The organism is Humibacter ginsengisoli, from assembly GCF_054780095.1.
The window spans coordinates 139,459-165,140 of sequence record NZ_BAAGWZ010000011.1; the positions used below are offsets into that span (position 1 = coordinate 139,459).

The window sequence follows — 25,682 nt, forward strand, 5'->3', positions numbered from 1 at the left end:
GCGGGACCGTCACTCCCTCCAGGAGCGGAGCTTCTCCGGGTTGCGGATCGTCCAGATGTGCTTGATCAGCGCGCCCTCGAGTTCGAACGCGTAGACCGACACGGTCACCCCATCGCGCTGTGCGATGAGCCCTGGCTGGCCGTTGACGGTGCGCTCCAGAATCGTCAGGTCGCCGAACACGTTCTTCAGCCGTACGAAGGCATCCACGATCTTGTCCGCTCCCACGACCGGGTGCAGCAGGGTGCTCACTCGGCCTCCGCCGTCGCTGGTGGCCGTGACATCGGGCGCGAGCAGCCCGACGAGCGAGTCGATGTCGCCCGCCTCCCACGCCTCCTTGAACTCCCGGATGATGCCGGCCTGCTGCGCAGACGGAGTCGCGGGCGTACGCGATTCGCGAATGCGACGCCGTGCCGACGATGCGAGCTGTCGGCACGCTCCCGGGGTGCGTCCCACAATCTCCCCGACCTCGGCGAACGAGTAGCAGAAGACATCGTGCAGGATGAACGCCACCCGTTCGGCAGGCGTCATCGACTCCAGCACCACGAGGAACGCCATGTTGATCGACTCGTCGAGTGTGATGCGATCAGCGGGGTCGGTACCGACGCCCAGGGAGCGACTCTCCGACCACACATCGGACTCCGGCACCGGCTCAGGAATCCACTCCCCCACGTAGGTCTCGCGCCGCACACGAGCCGAGCGGAGCACGTTCAGGCAGAGACGGCTCGCAACCGTGGTGAGCCAGGCATCCGGAGTCTCGATGGCCTCCTGCTCGGTGCGCGACATCGTGTACCAGCGCACGTACGTCTCCTGCACCACGTCTTCGGCGTCGGCGAGCGACCCAAGCATGCGATACGCGAGATTGATCAGGCGACGCCGCGAACGCTCGATGACCTCGACGGTATCGCCCCGGTCATCCGAGCCGGACTCGTCGCTCATGATTGTGTCCCTTCTCGAACGCATTCTGCCGGAGATCCCGTCGGCGGCCTCCTCCAAGAACTGACTGCGCAGCCGCTCGGAATGTCAGGTGCTTCGGCGGCGGATGCCGCGCCTGACGTTTCCGGGTCATGCATTGTCGCTCTAGTGAGACGCCGTCCGCGGGTGGATGCCCGTCTCCCGCCCACGAGAAAGGATCTCCGATGAGCACACCTCATGCTCGCAGCAGGGTCGTCGTCATCGGCGCCGGCTACTGCCGTGGCCGAAGGGCGGTCCCCGGCCGACCGGAAACGCGGCATCCGCGATGCCGGCGCGTGTCGATGCGAACCGTACCTGAACGACCGATCCATTCACGACCAGTCGCACACGAAAGGACAGACCCATGGATTCTCGCGACAAGACCCTGCTGAAGCCGCGCGACGAGGAGGCCGTCGCGGATATCCGCCGGCACATCGACCGGCTGATCGAACTGCTGGGTGCCAAAGATCTTGATGCCCTCGCTCGCCACTACTCGGACGACGTCGTCTCCTTCGATGTCGAACCGCCCCTGCAGCATGTGGGACGAGCGGCGAAGATGCGCAACTGGGAGCGCGCATTCTCCGTCTTCGCCCGGCTGAACTACGAGGTACGCGACCTTCATGTCATCGTCGGCGACGACGTGGCATTTGCGCACGGGTTCGGTCGGCTCGGCGGAACGCTGTTGGACGGCTCCGTCGTCGAGGGAATGTGGGTGCGCGCCACGTTCTGCCTCCGCCGTATCGATGGCGCATGGCTGATCGTGCACGACCAGGCTTCCGTGCCGTTCGACATCAGCACAGGTAGGGGCGTGACCGACCTTGAGCCGTGACGCGATGCTGCCGGATACGCGGCCGGCCGGGTGGGTGCTGCGCTCCATCGTGAGCCTGCACCTGGTGGTGATCATGGGCCAGCCCGTGTTCGCCGGGGTCTACTTGTCGGGCGATTTCGATGCGCTGTCGATGCACGAGGCCGGAGCGAACCTGGTCACGGGCATCGGCTACGCCCAACTGGTCATCGCGATCGTGGTGTGGCGACGGCTGCACGTGCTCTGGCCGCTGATCTCGTCGGCAGTGCTGGCGGCGGCAGAAACGCTGCAGTACTACGCGGGAATGCACGGACCGCTGTGGCTGCACATCCCGCTCGGCGTCATGATCGTCGCGGCGGTGCTCGTGCAGTTCATCGCGGTCTGGATGCTGCCGCTCGATCGATCGGAGCGGCACAGTGAGCGCGGGTGACGTGTTCGGCGGGTTGACGCGGCGTCAGGTGAGCCACCGCACTTGCCCGGCAGATGGGCAGCGGGCCGAAGGGCCGGTGAAGGCTCTTCGACCCGCTGCGGATCGGTCCGATCGGCCTTAGCTCGCCGAGCCGAGGCACGTGCGCGACGAGCGGGCCGCGGCCGGAATCGTGGTCTCCCCGGTGGGCAGCGTGCCGTGCACCGCGTAGTACACGATGTCGGTCGCGCGCTCCTGCGTCTGCGACGCTGTCGCCGCCGCCCCGTTCATGAACAGGTCGGGTCCCGGAAGCACGTCGAGCAGACGGGTCACGTAGTCGAAGGGCGTGCTGCCCGGATCGACGGCGGAGGGGTTCGTCCACCCGCACGTGTTGTACTCCAGCGCGTTCAGCGCCGCCTGGCCCACCGCGACCACGAAGTGGTTGCCGGAGAGCGTCGCCGCCCATGCGACCTGGAACGAGGTGGTCACCTGGCTCGACGGCAGACCGGCGGCGGCCGCCGCAGCCTGCGCCGCGGATAGGTCGCCCGACCCGGCCGAGTACACGAGCACCCGGTCGGCGAACGTCGCCGGCGTCTTCGGCAGTGCCTGCGTGGTCCACGGACCGCTCGGCGGTGCCGTGTCACCCGTGGTGTCCATCGCGGGACCGGATGCCGTGTCGAAGTACACCTGCAGCGGCTGGTGTGCGATCGGCTCGGCTGCGATGCCCGTGACGCCGGTGGCCGTGCCGGGAAGCGCCGCGGTCTGCCAGCCCGAACCGTCGTTGTACGTCACCGCGGGATGCCCGTCGGCGCCCAGGTAGGCGACGACCGTTCCGAGCGGCTGAGCCGGTCCGTCCACGAGCGTTCCCGGCGGGTTCGGGAAGTTCCCGATCGGGCCGGACACCGCGCTCGGCAACTCGTACGTCGACGCGGAGATGGCGCCGGCGGCAGGGCTTCCGGGAAGGGTGGCGACGTTCCATGCACCTCGCGACCTCTCGGTGACCTGAGCCAACGCACGCCCGCCGTCACCGCTCACGCCCAACGCACCGTTGACGACTACGCTCGCGACGCCCTCGGGAGTCGTGACCGCCGACAGCGTCGCATCCTTCGACACGCCGACCTTCGATGGCACGGCAGGCCAGTCGCTTCCTGACTGCGAGATCGTCGTGAGCTTGCCGTTGTGACCGACCGCGAACAGCGTCGGTCCGCTTGCCGTCTCGCTCAGAGCGAGCGGCGCGGGGTTCACGGCGAAGTCGGTCAGCGTGCTGGTCGACCACGTGCCCGAGCTCTCGCTCGTCTCGTTCAGGTAGCCGTTCGCATCCACGAAGAACAACTCGGGTCCGGATGCCGTGTACACCGCGACGACGTCGGCTCCTTCGGCGGGCGTGCCCGGAAGGTCCTTGCTCACCCATCCGTTCGCGCCGAGGTACGACTCGGCCAGTGAGCCGTCCTGCGCACGGTAGTACGCGTGTGGCGTGGTCGCGGAATTCACCTCGGGGTCGATGTACGACAGCGCGGCGATCGCGCCGCTGGATGCCGGCGTGCCTGCCGCCTGCAGCTCGAGCCAGCTCGCGCCATCCCACAGGTCCGCCGCGAGGCCATCGCTGGCCCGCACGAACCTGTAGTACGAGACGGGATAGCTGGAGTACCACGTGTCCGTGGACGCCACAGCTGCGACGCTCGCGGATGCGCCCACCACGTTCACGTTCTTGGTGATGGTCGAGATGGTGCCGAAGCTGGAGGTCGCAGTCACCGTGATGGTGTGCATGCCGGGCGTCGCGAACGTGTGCGTCACATCCGCGCCGTTGCTGTTGGTCGCGCGCCCGTCGCCGAACGTCCAGTAGTACCCGGTGATCGAGCCGCCTGCCTCAGTGCCGCTGGCGTGATAGACGGCATCCGTGCTGACTACCGCCGTGTCGGGACCGGAGATGGATGCCTGCGGGTTCGCGTGCTGCGCCGCCGTCGGCGGGGAGACGAGCGCCCACACCTCGCCGGAGCTCCACGTCTTGTGCGCGAAGGTCGTCAGGTCGAGGTTGGTGTCGTGTTCGACCTTCACGTTGGTGGAGCTGCTGAAGTCGCCGTTGACCATGTCGACGGTGCCGTCGGCGTTCACCGCGACGATCAGTCCGACGTGGTCGGCGTAGCGCGCCGGGGATATGGCGCCGGCGTGGAAGAACACGACGGCGTCGCCCACCTGTGGAGTGCCGGAGTCCGCCACCGGGTTCTGACCGTCGTCGAGCGCCCACTGCACGAAGCTGGATGCCGCGGCGTTGATGGTGTTCATGTCCTGTGTGACGCCGGCCTGCTGCCACACCCATTTGGCGAAGTCGGAGCACCAGTTCTCGTTCGAGTTGCGAACGTTGAACGTCGAGTCGTATCCGCAGCCGTTCGAGTTGGCGGAGAACCCCGCCACCATGGTGGTGTACGGGTTGCAGTTGAGGCCGCCGAACCCGGTCACCACCGGGTTGTCGCCTCTTCCGACCTGACTGAGTGCGATGCCGGCGATCTTGGCGCGCAGCGCGCTGTTGTCTGCAGTGGATGCCTGCGACGCGGTCGTCATCGTGACGGTTGTTGCGGCATCCGTCGATGCGGTGTCGGCGAAGGCCGGTTGCGCCAGCGCGAACGTCGCGATCAGCGCCGCAGGCAGTGCCAGGGCGACCCAGCGCCCACGCCTGCGCCTCGGCCGTGGAGCGTCTCCTGGGCCGGAGCCGAGACCTGTGTCGTGTGCATGTGCCACTTTGTCGTCCCTCCTTTGGGAGATTCCGATCCCCCGATGGGCCGGAACCAAGTTCTATCCGCCCAGCAGTGCGTCCGCGATCGCTCGGATGACCTCGCGTCCCTGCTCCGGCTCGTAGCCCCTGGTGCAGATCGCGAGGAAGCGCCGGGCCCCGGCGGATCCGACGAACGCGACGTCGTGTTCGACGCCGGGCACGTCTCCCGATTTGGAGCCCCACGGCGTTCCATCGGGAACGACCGATCCGATGCGCGGATGCTCCTGCGCCTCCAGCACACCGCGCATCCAGTCCGCGTTGGTGCGAGTGGTCAGTCCGCTGCCGACGATGCGGCGCATGATCGCGGCAAGATCGGCCGGAGTCGACTCGTTGGTGAGGCCGGAGCGCATCGCGCACGGGTCGCCGATCCTGCGCTCCATGCGCGTGTCCGGAGCGCAGCAGAGCCGGAACGCCTCGGCGATCGGCGCCGGCCCGAGCCGGTCGAACAGCACGTTCGTCGCCTCGTTCGACGAGCGGGTGATCATCATCGTTACCAGGTCACGGATGCTCGCCTCTTCGCCGTCCGCAGGAAACTCGGGGTCGCTGTCCTCCGGCTGGAGGCGGAAAGCCTGAGTGACGCCATCCGCATTCGCGCACTCGAACTCGCGACGGCACTCGAGCGTGTCGTCCAGGCTCAGTTCACCCCGCTCTGCCGCGATGACCGCGGCGAGCATCACACCGAGTTTCACAGTGGATGCCGCATAGAACGCGGTGCGCGGGCTACGGGATGCGAGCATCCGCCCGTGTTCGTCGAGCAGTGCGTACGCGACGACCGGCGTGCCGTCGCTCGCCTGCGTCACTACCGGGCTCACGGCATCCTCCGCGCCACGCTCATCCTCGTCACCGGTCTCCGCGCAGCCGGGTGAGGCTCTCGCGGCTGGTCTTGAGCGCCTGAACGCTCGCCTCGTAGGTGGTGCGGGCGACGCCGACGAAGATGTAGTCGACGATGGTGAGCTGGGCGATGCGGCTGGCCATCGCGCCAGAACGGAACGTGGTCTCGCGCACGGATGTCGTCAGCACAAGGTCGGCGTCGTGGGTGACGGGTGAGTCGGGAACGTTCGTGATCGCCACAGTCGTCGCCCCTCCGGCGTGCGCGACCCGCAGCAGTTCGCACACCTCCCGGGTCTGGCCGCCGTGCGACAGCCCGATCACAACATCGTGCGGACCGAGCAGCGATGCTGAGCTGACCGCGTCGTGGGCATCCGTGAATCCGAGTGCGACGCGTCCGATGCGCAGCAGCTTCTCCCTGAGGTCGCGGGCACCCATATTGCTGGCCGCCACGCCGAACGCGATGGTGCGCTGGGCCGCGGAGACCGCGTCGATCACCTTCTGCAGCGTGTCGAGGTCGAGGCTTGCCGCGGTCTCACGGATGCCGAACAGCTCCGACCCGCTGATCTTCGCCACGGTCTCGGCGAGAGTGTCGGTGGGGGCGATGTCGGATCCGTAGCTGCTCTCCGCACCGAGTTGCGCGGTCTCGGCGGCGAGCTCGGCCGCCATCTGCAGCTTGAGCGCGGCGTATCCGGCGAATCCGAGCGTTCTGGCGAACCGCACGAGCGTGGTCTCCGACGTCTCGCAGAGCCGGGCGAGCTCCGTGATGGTGAGTTCGAGCACGGCCTGCGGCCGCGCAACGATCACCTCGGCGATGCGCTTCATCGACGGCGGGTAGCCATCCGTCAGCGCCTGAATGCTCGACTGGATGCTCATGGCCGGGCACATCCGCAAGGGATGTCAATGATTTTCATGTTCGGGCTCACCGATGGCGATGATATCCATCCGGCGGGTGCGCGTCGACCCCTTTTGCGCTGCAGGTCTCGCATCGCCACGCGTCAGTGTGGTTGGTCTCCAGCGTTGCCGCGCTCCTCGACCCCAAGTTGTCGCAAGGCCGCTTCGACTCCGTCGGCCGCCAGTCGCCAGTCCGGTCGCGCGAATGCGTCACGATGGAGCCGCAGCCGGATCTCGTTGGTGATCTCACCCGGGCGCGATTGGACGCGGTTGACGCCATTCCGGGCGTAGCCGAGTCGGTCGGAGACTCCGAGCGATGCGCGATTCCATTCGGCGGCGCTCGACTGCGCCCACTCTGCATGCAGGATGTCGAAGGCGAACATCAGGAGACCTGCCCGCATCTCTGTCCCGAGTCCGACACCCTGGTGTGCTCGGGTGAGCCATGATCCACTCTCCACGGTCCGCAGAACCGCGAAATCGCGGGCATGGAGCTCCTGAATTCCGATCGGACGCCCGCCATGGAACACGGCGAACTGGATCCCCCAGCGATCGGCTCTTGTGTTGACCCGGTTGCGCCAGTGATATTCGGCGAAAGACCTGGCGAGCTCTTCGGGCTCGGCATCCGTCCAGGGCACCCCGAACGGCATCCTTTCGGGATCGTGGATGCCAGCAAGAGCGCTTTCGACCAGGGCGGGAAGGTCATCGTCGCGCACGGGACGCAACTCGAGGCGAGGCGTGCGAAGTCGCAGCCTGAACAGCGGCCAGACGTCCTCGATCTTCACCTCGACCACGCTAGTCAGGACCGCCGGCTCTTCGGCCTTTCGTCGCCCGAAGATTACGAAACGTGCGCGTGCACCGCCCGTCCTGACGCGTTCGCGTTCGCGTTCGCGTTCGCGTTCGACCCGATCCTCGGTCCTACTGTCGTCGCCGTATGCGTGGGTTGCCGGTGGGTCGCCAGGTTCCGGTGGGGTCGATCCATGCTGGTGCTCGGACGTGTGGTGCCCCGTCGATCATCTTGATGGCCCAGCCTCCGGTGTCGACGTAGTGATGGTGGTACCAGCACAGCGCTACTCCGTTCCCGGTTTCCGTCGGTCCGCCGTTGGAGTGTTCTTGCACGTGGTGGATCTCGCACCAGCTGGCCGGGATACGGCAGCCGGGGATCACGCAGCCACGGTCGCGGGCGGCGATCGCGCGGCGTTGCTGGGGGGTGAAGCAGCGTTGCGGTGACCACAACGACACGATCCGCCCCTCACGGATCAGGAGTTTTTGGATGCCGCCGGCGCAGGCGAACTGGGTGACCGCTGCCATCGGGATCGGCTCGTCCACCCCGTCGATCCACCCGGCACCACGACCCTCACGGAGGTCGTGTTCGTCCACGGTGACCAGCACGGTGGGTGCAGCACCCCCCATCGAGGCAACCTCAGCGGATCGGGCGGCGGCATCGATCAGGGACGCGAACGCGTCATGCCGCCGCTGCGGCGACGTACGGTCATCCAAATCGCGGTCACCGGGCTGGTCGCCGTTGAGGAAGGCGGGTTTCGATTTCGGGGACACGACCGCGGCGATGGCTTGTTCCAGTTTCCCGGAGATCTCCGGCATCAACTCCATCCGATACCTGATCAGCCCACCCCTCGTGCCCAACCGGGTCAGCGCACGATGCCGCATCGCCTCCTCCGCATCCCCCTCCACCCCGTCCGGATCCAACGCGACCCGCCACACCGTGGCCTGCACCCTCGTCTGGTCCGCCGTGAACCCCTCGTGCACGGCAGAGGCGACGAGGTCGGCCTCCGCGGCGGCCCAATCGTCCGGATCAGCACGATGCTCGATCCCGGCCAGGGTGGAGACGATGATCCGGGCAGCATCCTCACCCAGATCCCCGGTCGCGACTGCTTGTGCGACGGTGGGAAACTTCGGCGGCAACAGGCCACCGGTGACCGAACCCCGCACCGTGACCGCCTGCCCGAGCGCGGCACGCCGGGTGGCGGTCGCCTCCGACACCCCGGTCAACCGTGCCGTCAACTCCGCTGGGGTGCGGCACCCATTACGGGCGGAGAGCCGTTCCGCGCCGAGTCCCTTCGGAGAGCGTTCCAGAATCTCCCCAGCACAATGCGCACGCAGGGCGTCCACCTTCCGACCCAGGGTCTCCACCGCCCGGGTCGCCTCGAGCAGAGTCTCGTCCTCGAGACCGTGCACACCCGTCGCGGACAGCACGTCATCCAGCGCAGCCGTCAGCGCATCGAACGCATCCGACAGTGCCGCCGTCGAGTCGGCGACCGGTGCGTTCGAGCTGTTCATACAACCAAGTCAACCAGCACCCACCGACATTCCGAACTAATCCCTGACCAGGACTTTCACCTGTGGATAAGCCCGTCAAACGCGCCCCTGTGGACGGAAAGAACCCAGGGCGCGAGGGCAAGAACCTCGAGACGAGAGGGCGGCACGGCAAGGGCCCGACTCCGAGGGAAAGGCGGACGCGTCACGACGTGCAGTGCCGGGCACGGTTTCGAAACCCGGACCAGGCGCGTGGGCCGCACCGACCGTCGTTGGCCGCCTCGCACTCGTCGCCGCAGCGATCACACCGTTCCGTTACCTGGCGGTCGAAAGAGCAATCGCAGTGACCGGACCAGCACCTGACAGCTAGCGTTGGCCCGTGACCGATGCCTTGCCGTACGTCCGGTTGCCGATCCAGCAGGAGGGCATCCGTTACACGTACGGGCCGGACTCATCGCCCCGGCCTGGAGTCAAGGTTGGGCATATCGAAGACCTCGTGCTCGATCACAGCACGAGGTATCCCGGCACATCGCGCCGGGTCTGGATCCACGCGTCGCACGGTCATCAACCGCACGAGCCGGCCGCAATCATGTTCTTCAATGACGGATGGCTGTACCTCGACCCCGACGGTGATGTGCGCGCCGGAACCGTGCTGGACAATCTCGCGGCAAGTGGCGCCATTCCGCCCACGATCGGAGTTTTCGTAGACCCGGGAACCCGGTTTGTCGACGGCGTGGCACAGAAGAACCGGAACGTCGAATACGACGCATTCGACGCGCGCTACGCCGACTTCCTGCTGCACGAAGTTCTGCCACTGGTGGGCTCCCGGTTCGCCATTGCAGACGAACGCCGCATGCGGGCCATCTGCGGTGGGAGCAGTGGCGGCAATGCCGCTTTCACGGCAGCCTGGATGCGCCCGGAGAGCATCGGCAAGGTCATCGCCTTCAACTCGAGCTTCGTGCAGATGCCCGGCGGCAACCCCTACCCACGCCTCCTCGCAGAGGTACCGCAGCGTCCGTTGCGGATCTTCCTTCACGCGGCCCATCGGGACGTGAACTGGAACCAGCCGACATCGAACTGGTTCGCCGAAAACCTCAAGACCGCCGCCGCGCTTGCCGAGAACGGTTATGACTTTCGACTCGTCGTCGGCGATGGCGGCCACAGTCCGAACCATGCCGGCGTTCTCCTGCCCGATGCCTTGCGGTGGCTGTGGCGAGAGCGCCTCTCGCAATAGTTACTAGTTACTATCCATTAACATATCTGACATGGCTGAGCGGATGCGCGGTGCCGACCGGCGCGCGCAGGTACTGGAGATCGCGGCGCGCGAGTTCGCACAGCACGGCTTGCACGGAGCATCCACCGAGGCGATCGCCCGGGAGGCGGGGATCACGCAGGCGTATGTGTTCCGCATGTTCGGCACGAAGAAGGCGCTGTTCCTCGAACTCGTCTCAACCGCATTCGACCGAGTCAGCAACGGCATGCTCCGGGCGAGCGACGGAACCGAGGGGCGAGAGGCGCTGAGTCGCATGGGCACCCGGTACTACGACCAGCTCGAGAACCGCACGTCGCTGCTCCTCCAGCTGCAGGGCTTCGCCGCCTGCGGGGACCCGGACGTGCAGACCGCCGTCCGCGAGGGGCTGGCGCGCATGTGGCAGGTCGTCGCCGACGTGACCGGGCTGGATGCCGTGACCGTCAAATCGTTCCTGGCATATGGGATGCTGCTCAACGCCGGCGCTGCGATCGACATCCAGGAGGTGCGCGAGCCGTGGGCCGATGGCATCCGCACGCGCATCATGCCAGGGCTGTTCGAGCACATCACATCCGAGACGAATAAGTGAACACGACGAGGCGCCTCGGCTCGGCGCTCGTCGCCATCGCGTTTCTCGGTGCCGTGATCGGCGGAGTCGGCGCACCGCTGGTCACGTCCGTCGCGCTGAACCTGCATGTGCCGCTGGATGCCGCGCAATGGACGCTCACGGTGACACTCTTTGCAGGTGCGATCACCGCTCCCGTGCTCGGCAGACTCGGCACAGGCGAGCACCGACGCGCGAGCATCCTGGTCACCAGCTCCCTCGTGGCGCTCGGCGGACTACTCACCGCGCTACCGCTGCCTGCAGGTGCGCTGCCCTTCACGGCGCTGCTGCTCGGACGCGCCTTGCAGGGCCTCGGCCTCGGCCTGATCGCGTTGCTGATGAGTGTCGCCCGCGACCACCTGCCCGGTGAACGCGCACACTCCACGATCGCGACGATCTCCGTCGCGGGCACCGTGGGCATCGGCGTCGCCTACCCGCTCATGGGTCTCATCGATCAGGTCGCAGGGCTCCGCATCGCGTACGGCGTCGGCTTCGTGATCTCGCTCGCGGCCGCGCTGATCGCGTGGCGAACGATCCCGAAGGATACTCCGCGCCGAACGGATGCTCAGAGCGGGAGCAGCAGGGTCGACTACCCGGGTGCGATCCTGCTGGCCGTCGGCACCCTCGGCGTGCTGCTTACGGTGGCGCAACCCGCGGTGTGGCGGATGCCGTGGGCCGGAGCATCCATTCTCGCCGCATCTGCCATCGCTCTCGTTGCCTGGACCGCGGTCGAACGGCGGGCTGCGGTGCCGCTGGTCGACCTCGGCCTCCTCAGACGAGGTGGCCTACTCCGCGCCAACGCGGCGATGCTCACCGCCGGCGTCGGAATGTATCTGCTGTTCTCGCTTCTCACGCGGTACGTGCAGACTCCGAGCAGCGCGGGATACGGGTTCGCGCTTTCGGGCGTCTTGGCGGGCGCTGCACTCATTCCGTTCTCCGTGCTCGGGTTCGTCGCAGGCCGGCTCACGCCGTGGCTGACCAACCGTGTCTCCACCCGTTGGACCTTCGTGATCCACGCCGCCTTCGTCATCCTCGCCGCGGTCGTGTTCGCCCTCGCTCCGAGCCTGCTCGCTGCGGTCCTGGCTGCCATGGCGCTTCTCGGGTTCGGCGTCGGGGGAGTCTCCGCGACCATGCCGAGGCTCCTGCTTCAGGATGTTCCACAGCAGGAGACGTCCAGCGTTCTGTCCGTCAATCAGATCGTGCGCAGCGTCGGGTTCAGCATCGGCAGCGCCGTCGCGGGCCTCCTGCTCGCCACCGCGACCCGACCGGGTGCACTTCTCCCGGACGCACGGGGCTACACCGTCGCCGCGCTCTACGTACTCCCGCTGCTTGTGCTGAGTGCGGTGCTGACTGTGGCGGCCAAGTCGCGTCACGTACCAGGCGGCACACGACGGTCCGCCGAAGACAGGTTGTAGACGGTGCCACACTTCAGTTCCGCGTCGTCGACGTCACCGCTGATGGGGTTGAGGTAAGAGAAGTCGTCGGCGGTGATGCCGAAGCGTGCCAAGGTCGCCTCGACCGTGTCGTTCGGCGCGACGGCGAGCACGGGGTACACGCGGCCGGCAGCATTCGGCTTTCAGCCGGCGTCCGGCGCGTACTCATCCGATCGTGCCGAGAAAGGCGATGGTGGATGCCAGTGCCGACCGCGCTGCCGCGTGGTTCAGGTGGAACTGGTACTCGTGTTCGAGCGGCGGGTTCTCGTCCGCAGGGTAGAAGACGCTCGTCACCGGCACCCCGAGGGCCTTCAGTTTCGCGGCCATGGGCTTCGACTGCGAGGCAGTGAGCGGATCCGCGTTGCCGCCGGAGATCCAGGTGCGCGGGAAGTTCTTCGTGACGTGATCGATCGTCGTCATCGCCTCGCCGCCCGGCGTGTGAGACCAGTCCTTCGTACCCAGATACGCCCAGAGCGCGACCCGAAACCCCCATCCGCCGATGCCGGGCGCTTTCGGGATGCCCCGCACATCGTAGATGCCGCAGTTCAGGATGACCGCGGCCAGCTGGTCGGAGGTCAACGCGGGACGGATGCCCAGCCCTTTCGCGTACGCCTCGTTCGTCACCATCACCGCCAGTTGCGCCGCATACTGAGCGCCCGCGGAGTCCCCAGCGAGCACGATGTGCGACGGGTCGATGCCGAGCTCGGCAGCGTGATCGATGAGGTAGCCGAGCGCCGAGTTGAGCTGCTTCAGCGCCGTCGGATACTGTGCTTCCGGCGCCACGGTGTAGTTCAGGCTGATGCCGGTGTAGCCGTGCGAGGCGATCATCTCCACGTACGGGTCCACGTTCTCCTTGCTGCCGGAGATCCAGGCGCCGCCGTGGATCCACACCACGGTTGTACGTTGCTGCACCGGGCCCGAGGGCGCGTACAGGTCGAATGTGGTGTCGGATGATCCGCCGGATTCGTACGGCACGTTCATCCGCTCGCGAAGCCCGCTCGTCGGTGCGTACTTCAGCATCGTCTGCACCGTCTGGTGTGCGTTGATCTCGAAGACCGTTCGGATCAACAGGGCACTCGGCCACGGATTGACGAACGCGAACACCGTGCCGATCGCGAGCACGATGACGACGGACCCCCACGCAATGACGGCGTGCCGCCGGTACCACGGCACATGCCTTCGCTCCCCCACCCTGCCGACATTAGCGGCAGCTCGAGCCTCGGCTCAGGACCGTCAGGCCCGATTCAAGTCGCGAAATCGGTCGTTTTGAGACGCCATAACGACCGACTTCGCGACTTGAACAGGACTTGCGGCAGCTACAGCAGCTCGCCGATCGCCGCGGCCGTGCGCCGGCCCATGCGGATCGCGCCGTCGACGTGCTGGTATCCGGCGCCGGCAAGGTCGCTGCACGAGAACCAGATCGGGCCGACGGGCTCGCGCAGGTCCGAGCCGTAGCGCTCGAGGCCGCCGAGGTCGAAGCTCGCGGCGTAGGCGCCGCGCGTCCATTCCTCGCTACCCCAGTCGCTCTCGTAGTACACGATGGGCGAGAGCGCCTGCTCGCCGTAGTAGTGGGACAGGGACTCGAGGATGCGCCGCCTGCGCTCCTCTGCACTGAGCCGGAACACGTCGTCCGCGTTGCGGTCCGAGACGAACCCGACCAACGTGCCGCGGGCATCCCCGTGGTTCGTGTTGTCGTACGCCTCGTGCACCAGCTCGTAGGGGCTGAACGCGGTGCCGCTCAAGCCCTCCTCGCGCCAGAACGGCGTCTCGTACACGGCGTGCACCTTGATGACGAATCCCATCGAGAGGTGCTGGTGCAGCTGCTGCTGCCTGCGCGGCAGAGGCGGCTCGAAGCTCACCCTGCTGATCAGGTGCGGCGGTACGGCCAGCACGGCGAAGCGGGCATCCACCTCGACGGAGTCGGTGGCCGCGGTCACGCCGTCCGCACCCCAGCGCAGCGTGCGCACGGGACCGTTCAGCAGCACGTCGTCGCCGAGACGTTCCGCGAGGCGCAGCGGCACCTGCTGGAGTCCGCCGATGACGCGTTCGTTCAGGATGATGTCGGCATCCACCAGGTTCGAGAAGCTTCCGGCGGATGCCGCCATCAGGAGCGCCTGCAGCGCTGAGAACGCGTGTGCCGGCTTCGTGAGCATCGCGCCGGCGATGAACAGGGCGATGTTGTCGCGCGCCTCCTGGTCATCGGTCTGCGTCTCGAGCCAGCGTTCGAACGAGACGCGGTCGAGGGCGGCGGCATCCGGATGCTCCCATGGACGTTCCGGATCCATCTGCGCGACGAGCGCGTCCAGTTTCGCGATCAGCTCGACCATGATCTTCTCGGTGGGCGGCGCCACCGGGAAGATCTCGCCCTGGAACCGCTTGAGCGCGCCGTCGCGCCCGATGTAGACGCTGTCGCCGGCGCGGTACCTCTCGTACCGTTCGAGGCCGAGTTCGGCGAGCGTGTCCTTGAGGGCATCCTGTTCGGGCGACACCCACTGCCCGCCGAGTTCGAGCATGGCCCCGTCGATCTCGTCGGTCCACAGTCGTCCGCCGACCCGGTCCCGTGCCTCGAGCACCACCACGCTGTGCCCGGCCTTCCGCAACTCCCACGCGGCGGTCAGCCCCGACGCCCCTGCCCCCACGACGACAACGTCCCGCTCCATCGAGCTCACCTCATTCTCACTTGCCCTCAACGGCACGCACGAGTACCCACGGGGATGTCCTGCCCGTGCCCTGCAACGCGAGGCCTACCCGAAAGGATTCGGCGTCAACGTGTACTTCGTCGACAGGTACTCGTGGATGCCCTCGAACCCTCCTTCGCGCCCCAACCCTGAGAGCTTGACCCCGCCGAACGGTGCCGCCGCGTTGGACACCACGCCGAGGTTCAGCCCCATCATGCCGGTCTGCAGGCGTTCGATCATCCGCTGTCCGCGGGCGAGGTCCTTCGTGTACACGTAGCCCACCAGGCCGTACTCCGTGTCGTTGGCGATGCGCACGGCTTCGTCCTCGTCGTGGAACGGCACGATGGCGACCACGGGTCCGAAGATCTCCTCGCGGAGGATGTCGCTGCCCGCGACGACGTCGGTGACCACGGTGGGCTCGAAGAACGTTCCGTCGCCCTCGATCTTCGATCCGCCGATGCGGAGGGTCGCGCCGCGGTCGACGGCATCCTTCACCAGTTCGGATGCCTTGGCCACGCCCTTGTCGTCGATGAGGGGTCCGATGGTGACACCCTCGTCGGTGCCGCGGCCGACCTTGAGCGCGCGCACCCGTTCGGTCATCTTCGCCGCGAACTCCTCGGCGACGGACTCGTGCACAATGAATCGGTTGGCGGCAGTGCACGCCTCGCCGATGTTGCGGAACTTCGCCAGCATGGCGCCTTCGACGGCCTTGTCGAGGTCGGCGTCGTCGAACACGACGAACGGCGCGTTGCCGCCGAGCTCCATCGAGGTGCGCAGCACACCGGTGGCTGCTTGTCGAAGCAGCATCTGCCCGACCGGGGTGGAGCCGGTGAACGACAGTTTGCGCAGCCGCGGGTCCTCGATGATCGGCTCGGACACCTTGCCCGATGTGGTCGTCGTGATCACGTTGACCACGCCGGCCGGTACTCCGGCGTCTTCGAGCAGCTTCGCGAAGTAGAGGGTCGTCAGCGGCGTCAGCTCGGCCGGCTTCACGACCACCGTGCATCCGGCGGCGAGCGCCGGCGCGATCTTGCGCGTCGCCATCGCGAGCGGGAAGTTCCACGGTGTGATCAGGTAGCACGGGCCTACCGGATGCTGCGTCACGATCATGCGCCCGGTGCCCTCTGGGTTGATGCCGTAGCGCCCCGTGATGCGCACGGCCTCCTCGCTGAACCAGCGCAGGAACTCGCCGCCGTACGTGACCTCGCCGCGTGCCTCCGCGAGCGGCTTGCCCATCTCGAGCGTCATGAGCAGCGCGAAGTCGTCTGCCCGCTCCTGCAGCAGGTCGAACGCCCTCCGCAGGATCTCGCCGCGCTTGCGCGGCGCGGTGGCCGCCCACTCGTCGCCTGCCGCGACAGCGGCATCGAGCGCGCGGATACCGTCGGCGGGCGAGGCATCCGCGATCGTCTTCAGCACTGCACCCGTTGCAGGGTCGTGCACCTTCAGCTCGCTCGGGCGCTCACCCTCGACCCAGTCGCCGCCGATGTACAGCCGGCCGGGCACCTTCTCCAGGAGTTCTTGTTCGCTCAGCATTCCTTGATCGCCTTCCCCACGACATCCAGTCCTTCGTTCAGAAGCTCGTCCGAGATCGCCAGCGGCGGCAGGAACCGGATCACGTTCCCCCAGGTTCCGCACGTGAGCACGAGAACGCCCTGTCGGATGACCGCGGCGGCGACGCGTGAGGTGAGCGCGGCATCCGGTGCCCCGGTCTCGGGATTCACGAGCTCGATCGCCATCATGGCGCCGCGTCCTCGCACATCGCCGATGCGGGGGTCTGATGCCTTGAACTCGGTCAGCCGGCGCTGCAGGATGTCGCCCAGCCGGCGGGCCCGCGAGGCCAGGTCGTCCTGCTCGTACGTCTCGATGGTGGCGAGAGCCGCGGCACACGCGATGGGGTTGCCCCCGTACGTGCCGCCGAGGCCGCCGACTTGTGAGGAGTCCATGATCTGGGCGCGTCCCGTGACGGCGGAGAGCGGAAGGCCGCCGGCAATGCCCTTCGCGGTCGTGACGAGGTCGGGCACGATGCCGAACTGCTCGCTGGCGAACATGGTGCCGGTGCGGGCGAATCCGGTCTGCACCTCGTCGGCGATGAACACCACGTCGTTGTCGTTCGCCCACTTCTGCAGCGCGGGGAGGAATCCTTCGGCCGGGACGACGAAGCCGCCTTCGCCCTGGATGGGCTCAATGAGGATGGCCGCGAGGTTCTCGGCGCGCACCTGCACCTCGATCTGCGCGATCGCGCGAGCTGCGGCATCCGCTCCGCTGAGACCGTCACGGTACGGGTACGACATGGGCACCCGGTACACCTCCGGCGCGAACGGGCCGAATCCGTTCTTGTAGGGCATGCTCTTGGCGGTGAGCGCCATGGTGAGGTTCGTGCGCCCGTGGTACGCGTGGTCGAAGACGACGACGCCCTGTTTCTTCGTGTAGTGCCTGGCGATCTTCACCGCGTTCTCGACGGCTTCGGCCCCGGAGTTGAAGAGTGCGCTGCGCTTCGGGAAGTCGCCGGGCGTGAGCCGGTTCAGCGCCTCCGCGACCTCGACGTAGGAGTCGTACGGCGAGATCGTGAAGCAGGTGTGGGTGAACTGCGCCACTTGGCGCTGCACGGCCTCGACGACGCGCGGCGCGGAGTTGCCGACGCCGGTGACCGCGATGCCGCTGCCGAGGTCGATGAGCGAGTTGCCATCCGCGTCCACGAGCACACCGCCACCGGCGGCCACCGTGGCGACCGGAACGGTGTGGCCGACGCCCTTCGCGACGGCCTCGGCCTTGCGCTCGAGCAGCCGGCGGGACTGCGGCCCCGGAATCTCGGTGACGAGCCGGCGCTCCTGCGGCAGCTCGGGCCCTCCGGTGGGTACGGCGGGTGCAGCGCCTGACTGCGTGTCGACGATGGTCATCTTTGCCTCGATTCGTCTGGAGTTGCGTCTCGCCCAGGCTAGGACGACCGCCGGACGGCGAGCCTGTACATCTTGTCCATCTGGATGCTCGTTTCTGGCCACTCTGTACACTCATGACATGCCGGGCCCTACTGTTCGTGTACTGCTCAACCACCGTGAGCTGGGCCTGCGTCTCCTCACTCCCGCGGCCCGGCTGCCGGGCGGCGCCCTCGACGCCGATGTCTCCTGGGTGCACAGCTCCGACCTGACGGACCCGACGCCGTTCGTCATCCCCGGGCAGGTGCTGCTCACGACGGGCACCCAGTTCGCCGGAGACGACTACAACGGCTACGTCGACCGGCTCGTCGCAGCCGGAGTGGCAGCGCTTGGCTTCGGCACGGATGTCGTGCGCGCGACCCCGGAAGGGCTGCCGGAGTCCTGTCTTCGGGTCGGGCTCCCGCTGTTCGAGGTGCCGTATCGCACGCCGTTCATCGCGGTGGCGCGGTACGCGGCCGACCTCGTCGCCGAGCAGACGTACGCCCGCAACACCTGGGCGCTCTCCGCGCAGCGCGCGGTGTCACTGGCCGCCCTGCGCGCCGACGGGCTGTCCGCCACGCTCGCCGAGCTCTCCCGGCAACTCGGTCGCTGGGTGGCTCTGGTGAACTCGGATGGCGTCATCGACCGGGTGTTCCCTGCGAGAGCGCTGGCCGCGTCCGCCCGAACGAGCGTCGAGGCCGAAGCCGCACGGATGCTTCGCGCCCGCCGCCGCGCGGCATCCACGATCGTCGAGGACACGACGGTCGTATCCCTCCAGACCATCGGCGCGAGCGACCGACTGCTCGGGGTGCTCGCACACGGTGGCGACGACGAGGTGGACCAGGCGGCGCAGCAGGTCGTTACCGGCGTCGTCGCCCTCGCGGGGCTCGCCCTAGAGCAGGGCCGCGCGCTCACGTCAGCGCAGGCGGCCATGCGCGGGAATCTGCTGCGGGCGCTCGAGGATGCGCGCTCGCTCGGACTCGAACTCGGTGATTCGAGCGGCCTCTCCGGTGCAGAGGTCGCCGCCCTCGAGCGTTCGGCGTCGCGCGTCGCGGCGAAGCGACGAGCCGTGACCGCGTCCTCCCAGGCGTACGCGCCGGCTCCCGCACGGGCAACCGAACCGGGCGGTGGGCAGGAGGGCGGTGGCCAGGAGGCCGGTGGCGACCTTCTCGCGGCGTTGGACGGCGCGGATGCGCGAGCTCGGGCATCCGCGCTGCTCGCCCCGCTGAGCGCACGCGACCCCGACGGTGTGCTCGCTGCCTCGCTGCTGACCTGGCTCGAGCACAACGGGGTGTACGATGCCGCAGCGCGAACCCTCGGCGTGCACCGGCACACGCTCACGGCGCGCATCCGCGCCGCGGAGCAGGCGCTCGGGCGAGACTTCGGTTCCTTCGCCGACCGTGCCGGCGTGTGGGCGGCACTGCGCGTCAGCGTCGCGGTCAACGGCTGAGTCCGGACGCAACCGGCGGAACAGCACGAGCCGGTCCGGACGACGTGTCGCCCGGACCGGCTCGGCTGCACGCCCTATGCGCAGGTGATCAGCGGGCCCGCCCAGTCCGCGTGGTCATAGGCGGTCGAGCCGTCGTCGTCCACGTACAACGACAGCCAGGTGACACCCGTCAGGTCGGCCGTGAGCGTTCTGGCGTTGTCGGCGGCCGTCATGGAACCGCTGTCGGCCATCACCGCGCCGTTGTCGCCGAGAATGCGGAACGTCACGTCGGCCTGCGGGTTGTCGACCTCGTCGTCCACCCCCACGTCGGTGGTGAGCGAGGTGCACTTGCCGCCGAGGTAGAACAGGATGTCGCTGGTGGCGTTGGTGCCGAAGCCCTTGGCGTAGGTTGTGCCGTTGATCGTGATCGTGTGACCGTCGCCCGCCGCGGTCTCGCCGTTGCTCATGTCTTTCTCGACAGGTCCCCAGCTGTTCGACGACGAGACCCAGGGAACATCGGAGAGCGATGTCGTGCCCGCCGGCGGCGGAGTCACCACCAGCACCTGGGCTGTCACCGTCTGCCGTGCCGGCGTATCGCCGTAACGCCAGGTCGCCGTGAAGGTGACGGGGTACGTCGTTCCGCCCGCCGCAGAGGCCGGCACGGTCAGCGTCCATCCCGTGGACAGCGTGGCACCTGTCGTCAGCGCGGGAGCGGTGGAATCACCCGACTCGCCGATGCTCCACCCGGCGGGCACATCCGCGGTCACACGAAGCCCGGTCACGGCACGATTCGCGTAATCCGTGACCGTGCTCGTCAGCGAGGTACTGCCGCCAGGCTGTGTGAGCGCATCCGCCGTGCCGCTGGCCGACTTCGACGAGACACCCACCACGACAGACGGCGCGATGTTCCCTGTGCCGTTCGCCGACACGCGGTAGATCGCGGTGCCATGGGCCGGGACGTACGCGGCGATGGTTCCGGCCGTTGACGACTGGTCCCCGCTCCAGAGTTCGGTCATGCGGTACGAATCGGCCTGGGGCAGTCCCGCCTGCGCCGCGGTCGTGCTGAGCAGCAGGCCGGTGTCTGTCGGGTTGTACAGCGCGACGGCCCTGTCACCGTTCGACAGCGGCTTCGACAGGATGCTGCCCCCGTTCTGCTCGGCGACGACCGCACCCTGTGCACCCAGCGCATCCTGGTCGATCGCGATGATGCGCTTGTTCGTCAGGATGCTCAGCGTCTCCGGACTGGCCTTGCGCAGGTCGGTTCCGATGAGCAAAGGAGCCGCCATCTCGGCCCACATGGCGAAGTGCGTGCGGTACTCGGTGTCCGTCATGCCGCCGTTGCCCACCTCGAGCATGTCCGGGTCGTTCCAGGCGCCCGGATGCGCGTACTGAGACAGCGGCATGTTCTGGCTGATGATCGACTTCAGGCTCGACCAGTTGTCGCTGATGTCACCCGTCGTGCGCCACAGGCTCGCGTACTGAGCAGCCCACGTCCACGGCTCGAGCTGGCCCCACTCGCACATGCTGAAGACGATCGTCCTACCCGACTGGGCGAGCGCGTCGTGCATCGCCTTGTACCTGGCCTGGTAGTCGGCCAGGCTTCCGTCGCTCTGGTTGTTGCAATTGTCGTACTTGAGGTAGTCGACGCCCCACGCTGCGAAGTCGTCGGCGTCCGTCTGTTCGTGCCCGAGGCTGCCGGGATATCCGGCACAGGTGGCGGTGCCGGCATCCTCGTAGATGCCGAGCTTCAGCCCCTTGCTGTGCACATAGTCGGCGACGCCTTTGATCCCATCCGGGAACTTCGCAGGGTCCGGAACCAGATGGCCGTCGGCGCTGCGTGACTTCTCCATCCAGCAGTCGTCGATGTTCACGTATTCGTAGCCGGCCGCCTTGAGTCCCGAGCTGACGAAGTAGTCGGCCGTCTGCTCGATGAGCTGCTCGTCGACGTCGCACCCGAACGCGTTCCAGTCGTTGAAGCCCATCGGTGGCGTCGCTGCCACGGTGGATGCCGCGGACGCGGGCGACCCGCTGGTCGCGGGCGCGACAGTCGTTGCGGCTGATGTTGCGGCCACGCCGGCGGTTCTTGCGGTAGCGGCATTCGCGGGTGACGCGAACGCGATGGCGAGCCCTGCCGTCATGGCCGCTGCGGTTACGGCTCTGGCGATGGTCGCCCATCGGCGGCGCTTGGTGTTCATCAAACAGCCCTCCATTGGGATGTCCCTTCCTTGGGTTGTCGGAGTCTGGTGCATTTTGTGCAGTACCTGCACATACCCTGGCGCCGCATCGCACAGAGTTGACCAGATTCACACGGAATCAAACATGTCGAAGCGTATCGGCGTCGCAACACGGAAACAAGGCTTCGACCGCACGGGCAGGGTCGGGCACGATGGGCTACGGGGGAATGCAATGACGAAGGATGACAGCAAGACGGCGCCCGCGAGGGGTGAGGCTCCCGGCGACGGACCGGAGCTGTTCGCCGTCGACTCCTCGGGCGAGATCATCGAGCTCGATGTGCCGGCCGAAGCATCCGACGAGGAGAAGCCCGACGCGTGGCGTATGCCCGCCGAGACGGAACCCCACGACCGCATCTGGATGGCGTTCCCGCCCGACGGCGGCTACCTCGGCGACACGGCCGGGGAACTGGACGAAGCACGCACCGCGTGGTGCGAGGTGGCGCACAGCATCCTGCGCTTCGAACCGGTGACCATGGTGGTCGCCCCGCACGATCTCGCAGCGGCCAGACGTTACCTCTCGCGTGAGATCGACCTCGTGACCGCACCGCTGGATGACGCATGGATGCGCGACATCGGCCCCACCTTCGTGATCGGCGAGAACGGACACCTCGGCGCCGTGACCTGGCGCTTCAACGGCTGGGGCGCACAGGACTGGGCGCAGTGGGGCAGCGACTCCGTGATCGGAGCACTCGTGGCCGCCCGCGCCGGAGTGACCCGCGTGGTGAGCGATCTGGTCAACGAGGGCGGCGCCATCCACGTGGACGGGCTCGGCACCGTGCTGCTCACCGAGACCGTGCAACTCGACCCCGGCCGCAACCCGGATCGCACGAAAGAGGATGTCGAGGCCGAGCTGGCCCGCACGATCGGCACCACGAATCCGATCTGGCTGAAGCGCGGGCTGTACCGCGACGCCAAACGCTTCGGCACGCGCGGCCATGTCGACATCGTCGCCGCGATCCCTTCACCGGGACGGATGCTCGTGCACAGCCAGCAGGATGCCTCGCACCCCGATCACAAGATCACTCGCGACATCCTCGACACGCTTCGCGCGTCCCGCACGGTCGACGGAGCGGAATGGGACATCGTCGAGGTGCCCGCTCCGCAGGTGCTGCGCGACGACGAGGACTTCGTCGACTACAGCTACATCAACCACCTGGTCGTCAACGGTGGCGTCATCGCGTGCACATTCGACGACTCGAACGACGAGCAGGCGCTGCACATACTCGAAGAGGCATATGACGGCCGCGAGGTGGTCGGAGTGGATGCCCGCGCCATCTTCGAGCGCGGCGGCGGCATCCACTGCATCACGCAGCAGCAGCCGAGCGTTGCGCCCTAGTCACCCGAACTGATAGCGCTTCAGCTCCACGACGCGACGCGCGGCCTCGTCGACCACTTTCGCGAACGCCGGGTCGGACTGCGCCTTCGCCACCACCGCCGCCACCATCGGCGCCGCGAGCGACGGCTCAGCCGAGACGAGCACGATGTCGACACCCGCCTGCAACGCGAGGATCGCCCGGTCCGCGGGCGACCATGCGGACGTCTGCTCCGCCGCCGAGAGATCGTCGCTCATGATCACGCCGTTGAAACCGAGCTTCTGGCGCAGCAGGCCGGTGACGATCGCGGACGAGAAGACCGCGGGACCGCCGGGGTCGAGCTCGGTGTAGATCGCCGTCGACATCATCACCACTCGGGCTCCGCGCTGGATCTCGGTGGCGAACACCCCGACGCTCGGGCTTGCCGCCGTGGTGGTGCTGTCGGTGACACCGGAGTCCGTGTCGGTGTTCGCGGTCACATCGCCCAAGCCGGGGAAGTGCTTGATCACGGGAACGACGCCCGCGGTGTCCATGCCGGCACGGAAGGCATCCGCGTGCGTCACGATCGTGGCCGGGTCATAGCCGTACTGCCGGTCGAATCCGCCGATCGGCGGGTTGTTCGCGGCGGCCTCCGGCGACGCGATCAGATCGACTACCGGCGCGAGGTTCATGTTCACACCGGATGCCTTCAGCTCGCCTCCCCACCCGAGTGCGGCATCCTTCAGCGCGGAAGGGTCCATCGCACCCTGCTGCAGTGCCGTCGGCATCTGGTCGAATCCAGGACCCTGCAGCACCTGCACCTCGCCACCCTCCTGGTCGGTGGCGACGAAGAGCGGCAGCCCTGCCGTCGCGTCCGCGGTGGCGAGCGCGGTGAACCGCGACACGACGGCCTTCGTCGCATCGATGCCGCCGTGCGACCGCCCGGCGAGGAACACGTTGCCGACGTGCAGCGATGTCACCGCATCAAGCGTGGCCGGATCGGCGGCATTCGCCTGCGTGCCGACCATGAACAGCTGCCCCACCTTCTGCTGGAGCGTCATTCCTGCAAGCGGGTCCGCCGGAGTCGGCGTGGGCGTGGGCGTGGGCCGATGACTGTGCGCGACGGATGCCGTGCGGTGCGGCTTCGGAGCCGGTGCGGCGCACCCGGTCAGCAGGCCCGACCCGAGCGACCCGGCGAGCGCGACCACGGCGGCCGCGCGGAGCATCCGTGTCGTCGGCCTGCGCACCCGTCTAGCGTAGGCGGGCCCGCCTCTGACGCGATCCACCCGCAAACTGCCGAGCCACCCGGATAACTGCGTCAGTTTTCCGGGTGGCTCGGCAATACAAGGGTGGTTGGACGGGAGCTGCCGCTCAGGCGGCGGCCGGCTCCTGCTCCTTCTCGTCCACGTCGTCGTCGTTGAACGGGTCGCTGGCGTTCCGCCGTGCGTTGTAGAGACCGAGGTTCAGGATGCCGTTGCGCTTGGCCACGATCGTCGGCACGAGCGCCTGCCCTGCGACGTTGATCGCGGTGCGGCCCATGTCGATGATCGGGTCGATCGCAAGAAGCAGGCCGACGCCGGCGAGCGGCAGGCCGAGCGTCGACAGTGTCAGCGTGAGCATCACGGTCGCACCCGTTGTGCCCGCCGTGGCGGCGGATCCGATCACCGCGACGACCACGATCAGAAGGTACTGCCCGAACGACAGGTGGATGCCGTAGAACTGCGCGACGAAGATCGAGGCGAGCGCCGGGTAGAGGGCGGCGCATCCATCCATCTTGGTGGTCGCACCGAGCGGCACCGCGAACGACGCGTACTCCCGCGGCACACCCAGGTTGCGCTCGGTGATGCGCTCCGTGAGCGGCATGGTGCCCATCGACGAGCGGGAAACGAAGCCGAGCTGAATAGCCGGCCACGCGCCCGAGTAGTACTGCTTGATCGACAGTCCGTTGATGAGAACGATGATCGGATACACGACGAACAGGATGATCACGAGCCCCACGTAAATCGAGATCACGAAGACGCCCAGCGAGCCCAGGGCATCCCACCCATACGTGGCGACGGCCTTGGCGATGAGCGCCAGAGTGCCGATCGGGGCCAGGCGGATGATCCACCACAACACCTTCTGGATGATCGCCAGCACCGAGGTGGTCAGGGTGAGGAACGGCTCCGCCTTCTTGCCCACCATGAGCGCGGCGATTCCGATCGCGGCGGAGATCACGATGACCTGCAGCACATTGAACGAGACCGCCGTGGTGACGGATGCCTGCGCGCCGGTCCCGACGACCTGGGACTGAGCGGACAGGCCGAACACGTTCGCCGGGATGAGTCCGGTGAGGAAAGCCCACCAGGAGCCGACGTGGGTCGGGTCGGCGGCATCCGCCTTGCTGACACCGGTGTGCGAGCCGGGCTGCACGATGAGGCCGAGCGCGATTCCGATGAGCACGGCGATGAATGCCGTGATCGCGAACCAGATCAGCGTCTGCACGGCGAGCCGCGCGGCGTTGGACACCTTGCGCAAGTTGGCGATCGAGCTCACGACGGCGGTGAAGACGAGTGGCACAACCGCTGCCGTCAGCAGCGAGACGTAGGCGCCGCCGATCGTGGTCACGGTCGCCGTGAGCCAGTTCGGGTTCAGCGTCGTGCCGCCGAGTGTGCGGGCGATGAGACCTACCACGACACCGGCGACGAGACCGGCGATGATCTGCACGCCGAAGGAGGTGTACCAGGGCTTCGGCTTACGTCCGGGCTTGTCGCCCGCGGTGTCGTCGCCTGTCGGATGCCGGTCTGCCGAAGTCGTCGATGTCACGCCGAGACACGTTAGTGAGCGGCCGCGGTAAGCGGTTGCAGCGTGACGATCTGTTACGCGGCCCGCCGGCGCATCCGCTCTCTCACCACCCCGATCCGCTCGATGCGCACAATTCGACACC

General features: G+C 67.5%; 21 protein-coding genes. 7 read left to right on the plus strand and 14 right to left on the minus strand.

Features of this window, described 5'->3' with window-relative positions:
- Positions 1 to 9 precede the first annotated feature (9 nt).
- On the minus strand, positions 10 to 936 hold the full coding sequence (gene sigJ, locus ACYVI5_RS14925; RefSeq protein ID WP_460580903.1) for a sigma-70 family RNA polymerase sigma factor family protein: 927 nt from the start codon (positions 934 to 936) through the stop codon (positions 10 to 12).
- Between the two features lie 379 nt (positions 937 to 1,315).
- Between sigJ and ACYVI5_RS14930 the strand changes: the two genes are divergently transcribed.
- Together ACYVI5_RS14930 and ACYVI5_RS14935 are read left to right on the plus strand one after the other, a co-directional pair.
- Complete coding sequence (locus ACYVI5_RS14930) at positions 1,316 to 1,780, plus strand: YybH family protein (RefSeq protein ID WP_460580904.1); 465 nt, start codon at positions 1,316 to 1,318, stop codon at positions 1,778 to 1,780.
- Positions 1,770 to 2,186 (plus strand): hypothetical protein, encoded by a 417-nt coding sequence (locus ACYVI5_RS14935; RefSeq protein ID WP_460580905.1) that lies wholly within the window; start codon positions 1,770 to 1,772, stop codon positions 2,184 to 2,186. The genes ACYVI5_RS14930 and ACYVI5_RS14935 overlap by 11 nt, the downstream gene beginning before the upstream one ends.
- Positions 2,187 to 2,303: 117 nt before the next feature.
- Here ACYVI5_RS14935 and ACYVI5_RS14940 read toward each other — a convergent pair whose 3' ends face one another.
- The 5 genes from ACYVI5_RS14940 to ACYVI5_RS14960 form a co-directional block, all read right to left on the minus strand.
- Positions 2,304 to 4,898, minus strand: coding sequence for a PKD domain-containing protein (locus tag ACYVI5_RS14940; RefSeq protein ID WP_460580906.1), 2,595 nt, complete (start codon positions 4,896 to 4,898; stop codon positions 2,304 to 2,306).
- Between the two features lie 54 nt (positions 4,899 to 4,952).
- Positions 4,953 to 5,744 carry a serine hydrolase gene (locus tag ACYVI5_RS14945; protein WP_460580907.1) on the minus strand — a complete coding sequence of 264 codons (792 nt, stop codon included), beginning with the start codon at positions 5,742 to 5,744 and terminating at the stop codon, positions 4,953 to 4,955.
- A 28-nt stretch (positions 5,745 to 5,772) separates the two neighbouring features.
- Entirely contained in the window at positions 5,773 to 6,636 is an 864-nt protein-coding gene (locus ACYVI5_RS14950) for a MurR/RpiR family transcriptional regulator (RefSeq protein WP_460580908.1), read from the minus strand.
- 122 nt (positions 6,637 to 6,758) lie between these two features.
- Complete coding sequence (locus tag ACYVI5_RS14955; RefSeq protein ID WP_460580909.1) at positions 6,759 to 7,436, minus strand: GNAT family N-acetyltransferase; 678 nt, start codon at positions 7,434 to 7,436, stop codon at positions 6,759 to 6,761.
- Positions 7,437 to 7,569: 133 nt separating this feature from the next.
- The gene (locus ACYVI5_RS14960; RefSeq protein WP_460580910.1) at positions 7,570 to 8,949 is read right to left on the minus strand and encodes an HNH endonuclease signature motif containing protein; all 1,380 of its coding nucleotides are present in this window, start codon (positions 8,947 to 8,949) and stop codon (positions 7,570 to 7,572) included.
- Between the two features lie 355 nt (positions 8,950 to 9,304).
- Between ACYVI5_RS14960 and ACYVI5_RS14965 the strand changes: the two genes are divergently transcribed.
- From ACYVI5_RS14965 to ACYVI5_RS14975, 3 genes are read left to right on the plus strand one after another with little or no spacing between them, the layout of a single operon-like run.
- Positions 9,305 to 10,159 (plus strand): alpha/beta hydrolase, encoded by an 855-nt coding sequence (locus ACYVI5_RS14965; RefSeq protein WP_460580911.1) that lies wholly within the window; start codon positions 9,305 to 9,307, stop codon positions 10,157 to 10,159.
- A 31-nt stretch (positions 10,160 to 10,190) separates the two neighbouring features.
- Positions 10,191 to 10,763 (plus strand): TetR/AcrR family transcriptional regulator, encoded by a 573-nt coding sequence (locus ACYVI5_RS14970; protein ID WP_460580912.1) that lies wholly within the window; start codon positions 10,191 to 10,193, stop codon positions 10,761 to 10,763.
- Positions 10,760 to 12,193 carry an MFS transporter gene (locus ACYVI5_RS14975; protein ID WP_460580913.1) on the plus strand — a complete coding sequence of 478 codons (1,434 nt, stop codon included), beginning with the start codon at positions 10,760 to 10,762 and terminating at the stop codon, positions 12,191 to 12,193. The genes ACYVI5_RS14970 and ACYVI5_RS14975 overlap by 4 nt, the downstream gene beginning before the upstream one ends.
- Here the strand turns inward: ACYVI5_RS14975 and ACYVI5_RS14980 are convergent.
- The 5 genes from ACYVI5_RS14980 to gabT all read right to left on the minus strand — a co-directional run bounded on the left by ACYVI5_RS14980 (position 12,148) and on the right by gabT (position 17,786).
- Positions 12,148 to 12,324: a hypothetical protein gene (locus ACYVI5_RS14980; protein WP_460580914.1), complete on the minus strand. Its 177-nt coding sequence runs from the start codon at positions 12,322 to 12,324 to the stop codon at positions 12,148 to 12,150. The two genes, ACYVI5_RS14975 and ACYVI5_RS14980, sit on opposite strands and share 46 nt — an antisense overlap.
- A 52-nt stretch (positions 12,325 to 12,376) precedes the next feature.
- Complete coding sequence (locus tag ACYVI5_RS14985) at positions 12,377 to 13,402, minus strand: alpha/beta hydrolase (protein ID WP_460580915.1); 1,026 nt, start codon at positions 13,400 to 13,402, stop codon at positions 12,377 to 12,379.
- Positions 13,403 to 13,527: 125 nt separating this feature from the next.
- Positions 13,528 to 14,901, minus strand: a complete 1,374-nt coding sequence (locus ACYVI5_RS14990; protein WP_460581287.1) for a flavin monoamine oxidase family protein — start codon at positions 14,899 to 14,901, stop codon at positions 13,528 to 13,530.
- 54 nt (positions 14,902 to 14,955) lie between these two features.
- Positions 14,956 to 16,422 (minus strand): NAD-dependent succinate-semialdehyde dehydrogenase, encoded by a 1,467-nt coding sequence (locus ACYVI5_RS14995; RefSeq protein ID WP_460580916.1) that lies wholly within the window; start codon positions 16,420 to 16,422, stop codon positions 14,956 to 14,958.
- Positions 16,416 to 17,786 carry an aspartate aminotransferase family protein gene (gene gabT, locus ACYVI5_RS15000; protein ID WP_460580917.1) on the minus strand — a complete coding sequence of 457 codons (1,371 nt, stop codon included), beginning with the start codon at positions 17,784 to 17,786 and terminating at the stop codon, positions 16,416 to 16,418. Before gabT ends, ACYVI5_RS14995 begins: the two co-directional genes overlap by 7 nt.
- A gap of 118 nt (positions 17,787 to 17,904) precedes the next feature.
- Between gabT and ACYVI5_RS15005 the strand changes: the two genes are divergently transcribed.
- Positions 17,905 to 19,251, plus strand: a complete 1,347-nt coding sequence (locus tag ACYVI5_RS15005; RefSeq protein WP_460580918.1) for a PucR family transcriptional regulator ligand-binding domain-containing protein — start codon at positions 17,905 to 17,907, stop codon at positions 19,249 to 19,251.
- Positions 19,252 to 19,325: 74 nt separating this feature from the next.
- On the opposite strand, the gene ACYVI5_RS15010 is transcribed toward ACYVI5_RS15005, so the two are convergent.
- A complete protein-coding gene (locus ACYVI5_RS15010; RefSeq protein WP_460580919.1) occupies positions 19,326 to 21,425 on the minus strand; it encodes an NPCBM/NEW2 domain-containing protein in 2,100 nt (699 codons plus the stop codon).
- Between the two features lie 361 nt (positions 21,426 to 21,786).
- On the opposite strand from ACYVI5_RS15010, the gene ACYVI5_RS15015 reads away from it, so the two are divergent.
- A complete protein-coding gene (locus tag ACYVI5_RS15015) occupies positions 21,787 to 22,800 on the plus strand; it encodes an agmatine deiminase family protein (RefSeq protein WP_460581288.1) in 1,014 nt (337 codons plus the stop codon).
- Here the strand turns inward: ACYVI5_RS15015 and ACYVI5_RS15020 are convergent, their stop codons facing one another.
- Both ACYVI5_RS15020 and ACYVI5_RS15025 read right to left on the minus strand, forming a co-directional pair.
- Positions 22,801 to 24,003, minus strand: coding sequence for a glycoside hydrolase family 3 N-terminal domain-containing protein (locus tag ACYVI5_RS15020; protein ID WP_460580920.1), 1,203 nt, complete (start codon positions 24,001 to 24,003; stop codon positions 22,801 to 22,803).
- Positions 24,004 to 24,127: 124 nt separating this feature from the next.
- The gene (locus ACYVI5_RS15025) at positions 24,128 to 25,561 is read right to left on the minus strand and encodes a dicarboxylate/amino acid:cation symporter (protein WP_460580921.1); all 1,434 of its coding nucleotides are present in this window, start codon (positions 25,559 to 25,561) and stop codon (positions 24,128 to 24,130) included.
- Positions 25,562 to 25,682: the final 121 nt, after the last annotated feature.

Coding starts and splice junctions, on each gene's coding strand:
- sigJ (WP_460580903.1), bottom strand. CDS start 936: ATGAGCGACGAGTCCGGCTCGGATGACCGGGGCGATACCGTCGAGGTC.
- ACYVI5_RS14930 (WP_460580904.1), top strand. CDS start 1,316: ATGGATTCTCGCGACAAGACCCTGCTGAAGCCGCGCGACGAGGAGGCC.
- ACYVI5_RS14950 (WP_460580908.1), bottom strand. CDS start 6,636: ATGAGCATCCAGTCGAGCATTCAGGCGCTGACGGATGGCTACCCGCCG.
- ACYVI5_RS14960 (WP_460580910.1), bottom strand. CDS start 8,949: ATGAACAGCTCGAACGCACCGGTCGCCGACTCGACGGCGGCACTGTCG.
- ACYVI5_RS14970 (WP_460580912.1), top strand. CDS start 10,191: ATGGCTGAGCGGATGCGCGGTGCCGACCGGCGCGCGCAGGTACTGGAG.
- ACYVI5_RS14995 (WP_460580916.1), bottom strand. CDS start 16,422: ATGCTGAGCGAACAAGAACTCCTGGAGAAGGTGCCCGGCCGGCTGTAC.
- gabT (WP_460580917.1), bottom strand. CDS start 17,786: ATGACCATCGTCGACACGCAGTCAGGCGCTGCACCCGCCGTACCCACC.
- ACYVI5_RS15005 (WP_460580918.1), top strand. CDS start 17,905: ATGCCGGGCCCTACTGTTCGTGTACTGCTCAACCACCGTGAGCTGGGC.
- ACYVI5_RS15010 (WP_460580919.1), bottom strand. CDS start 21,425: ATGAACACCAAGCGCCGCCGATGGGCGACCATCGCCAGAGCCGTAACC.
- ACYVI5_RS15015 (WP_460581288.1), top strand. CDS start 21,787: ATGCCCGCCGAGACGGAACCCCACGACCGCATCTGGATGGCGTTCCCG.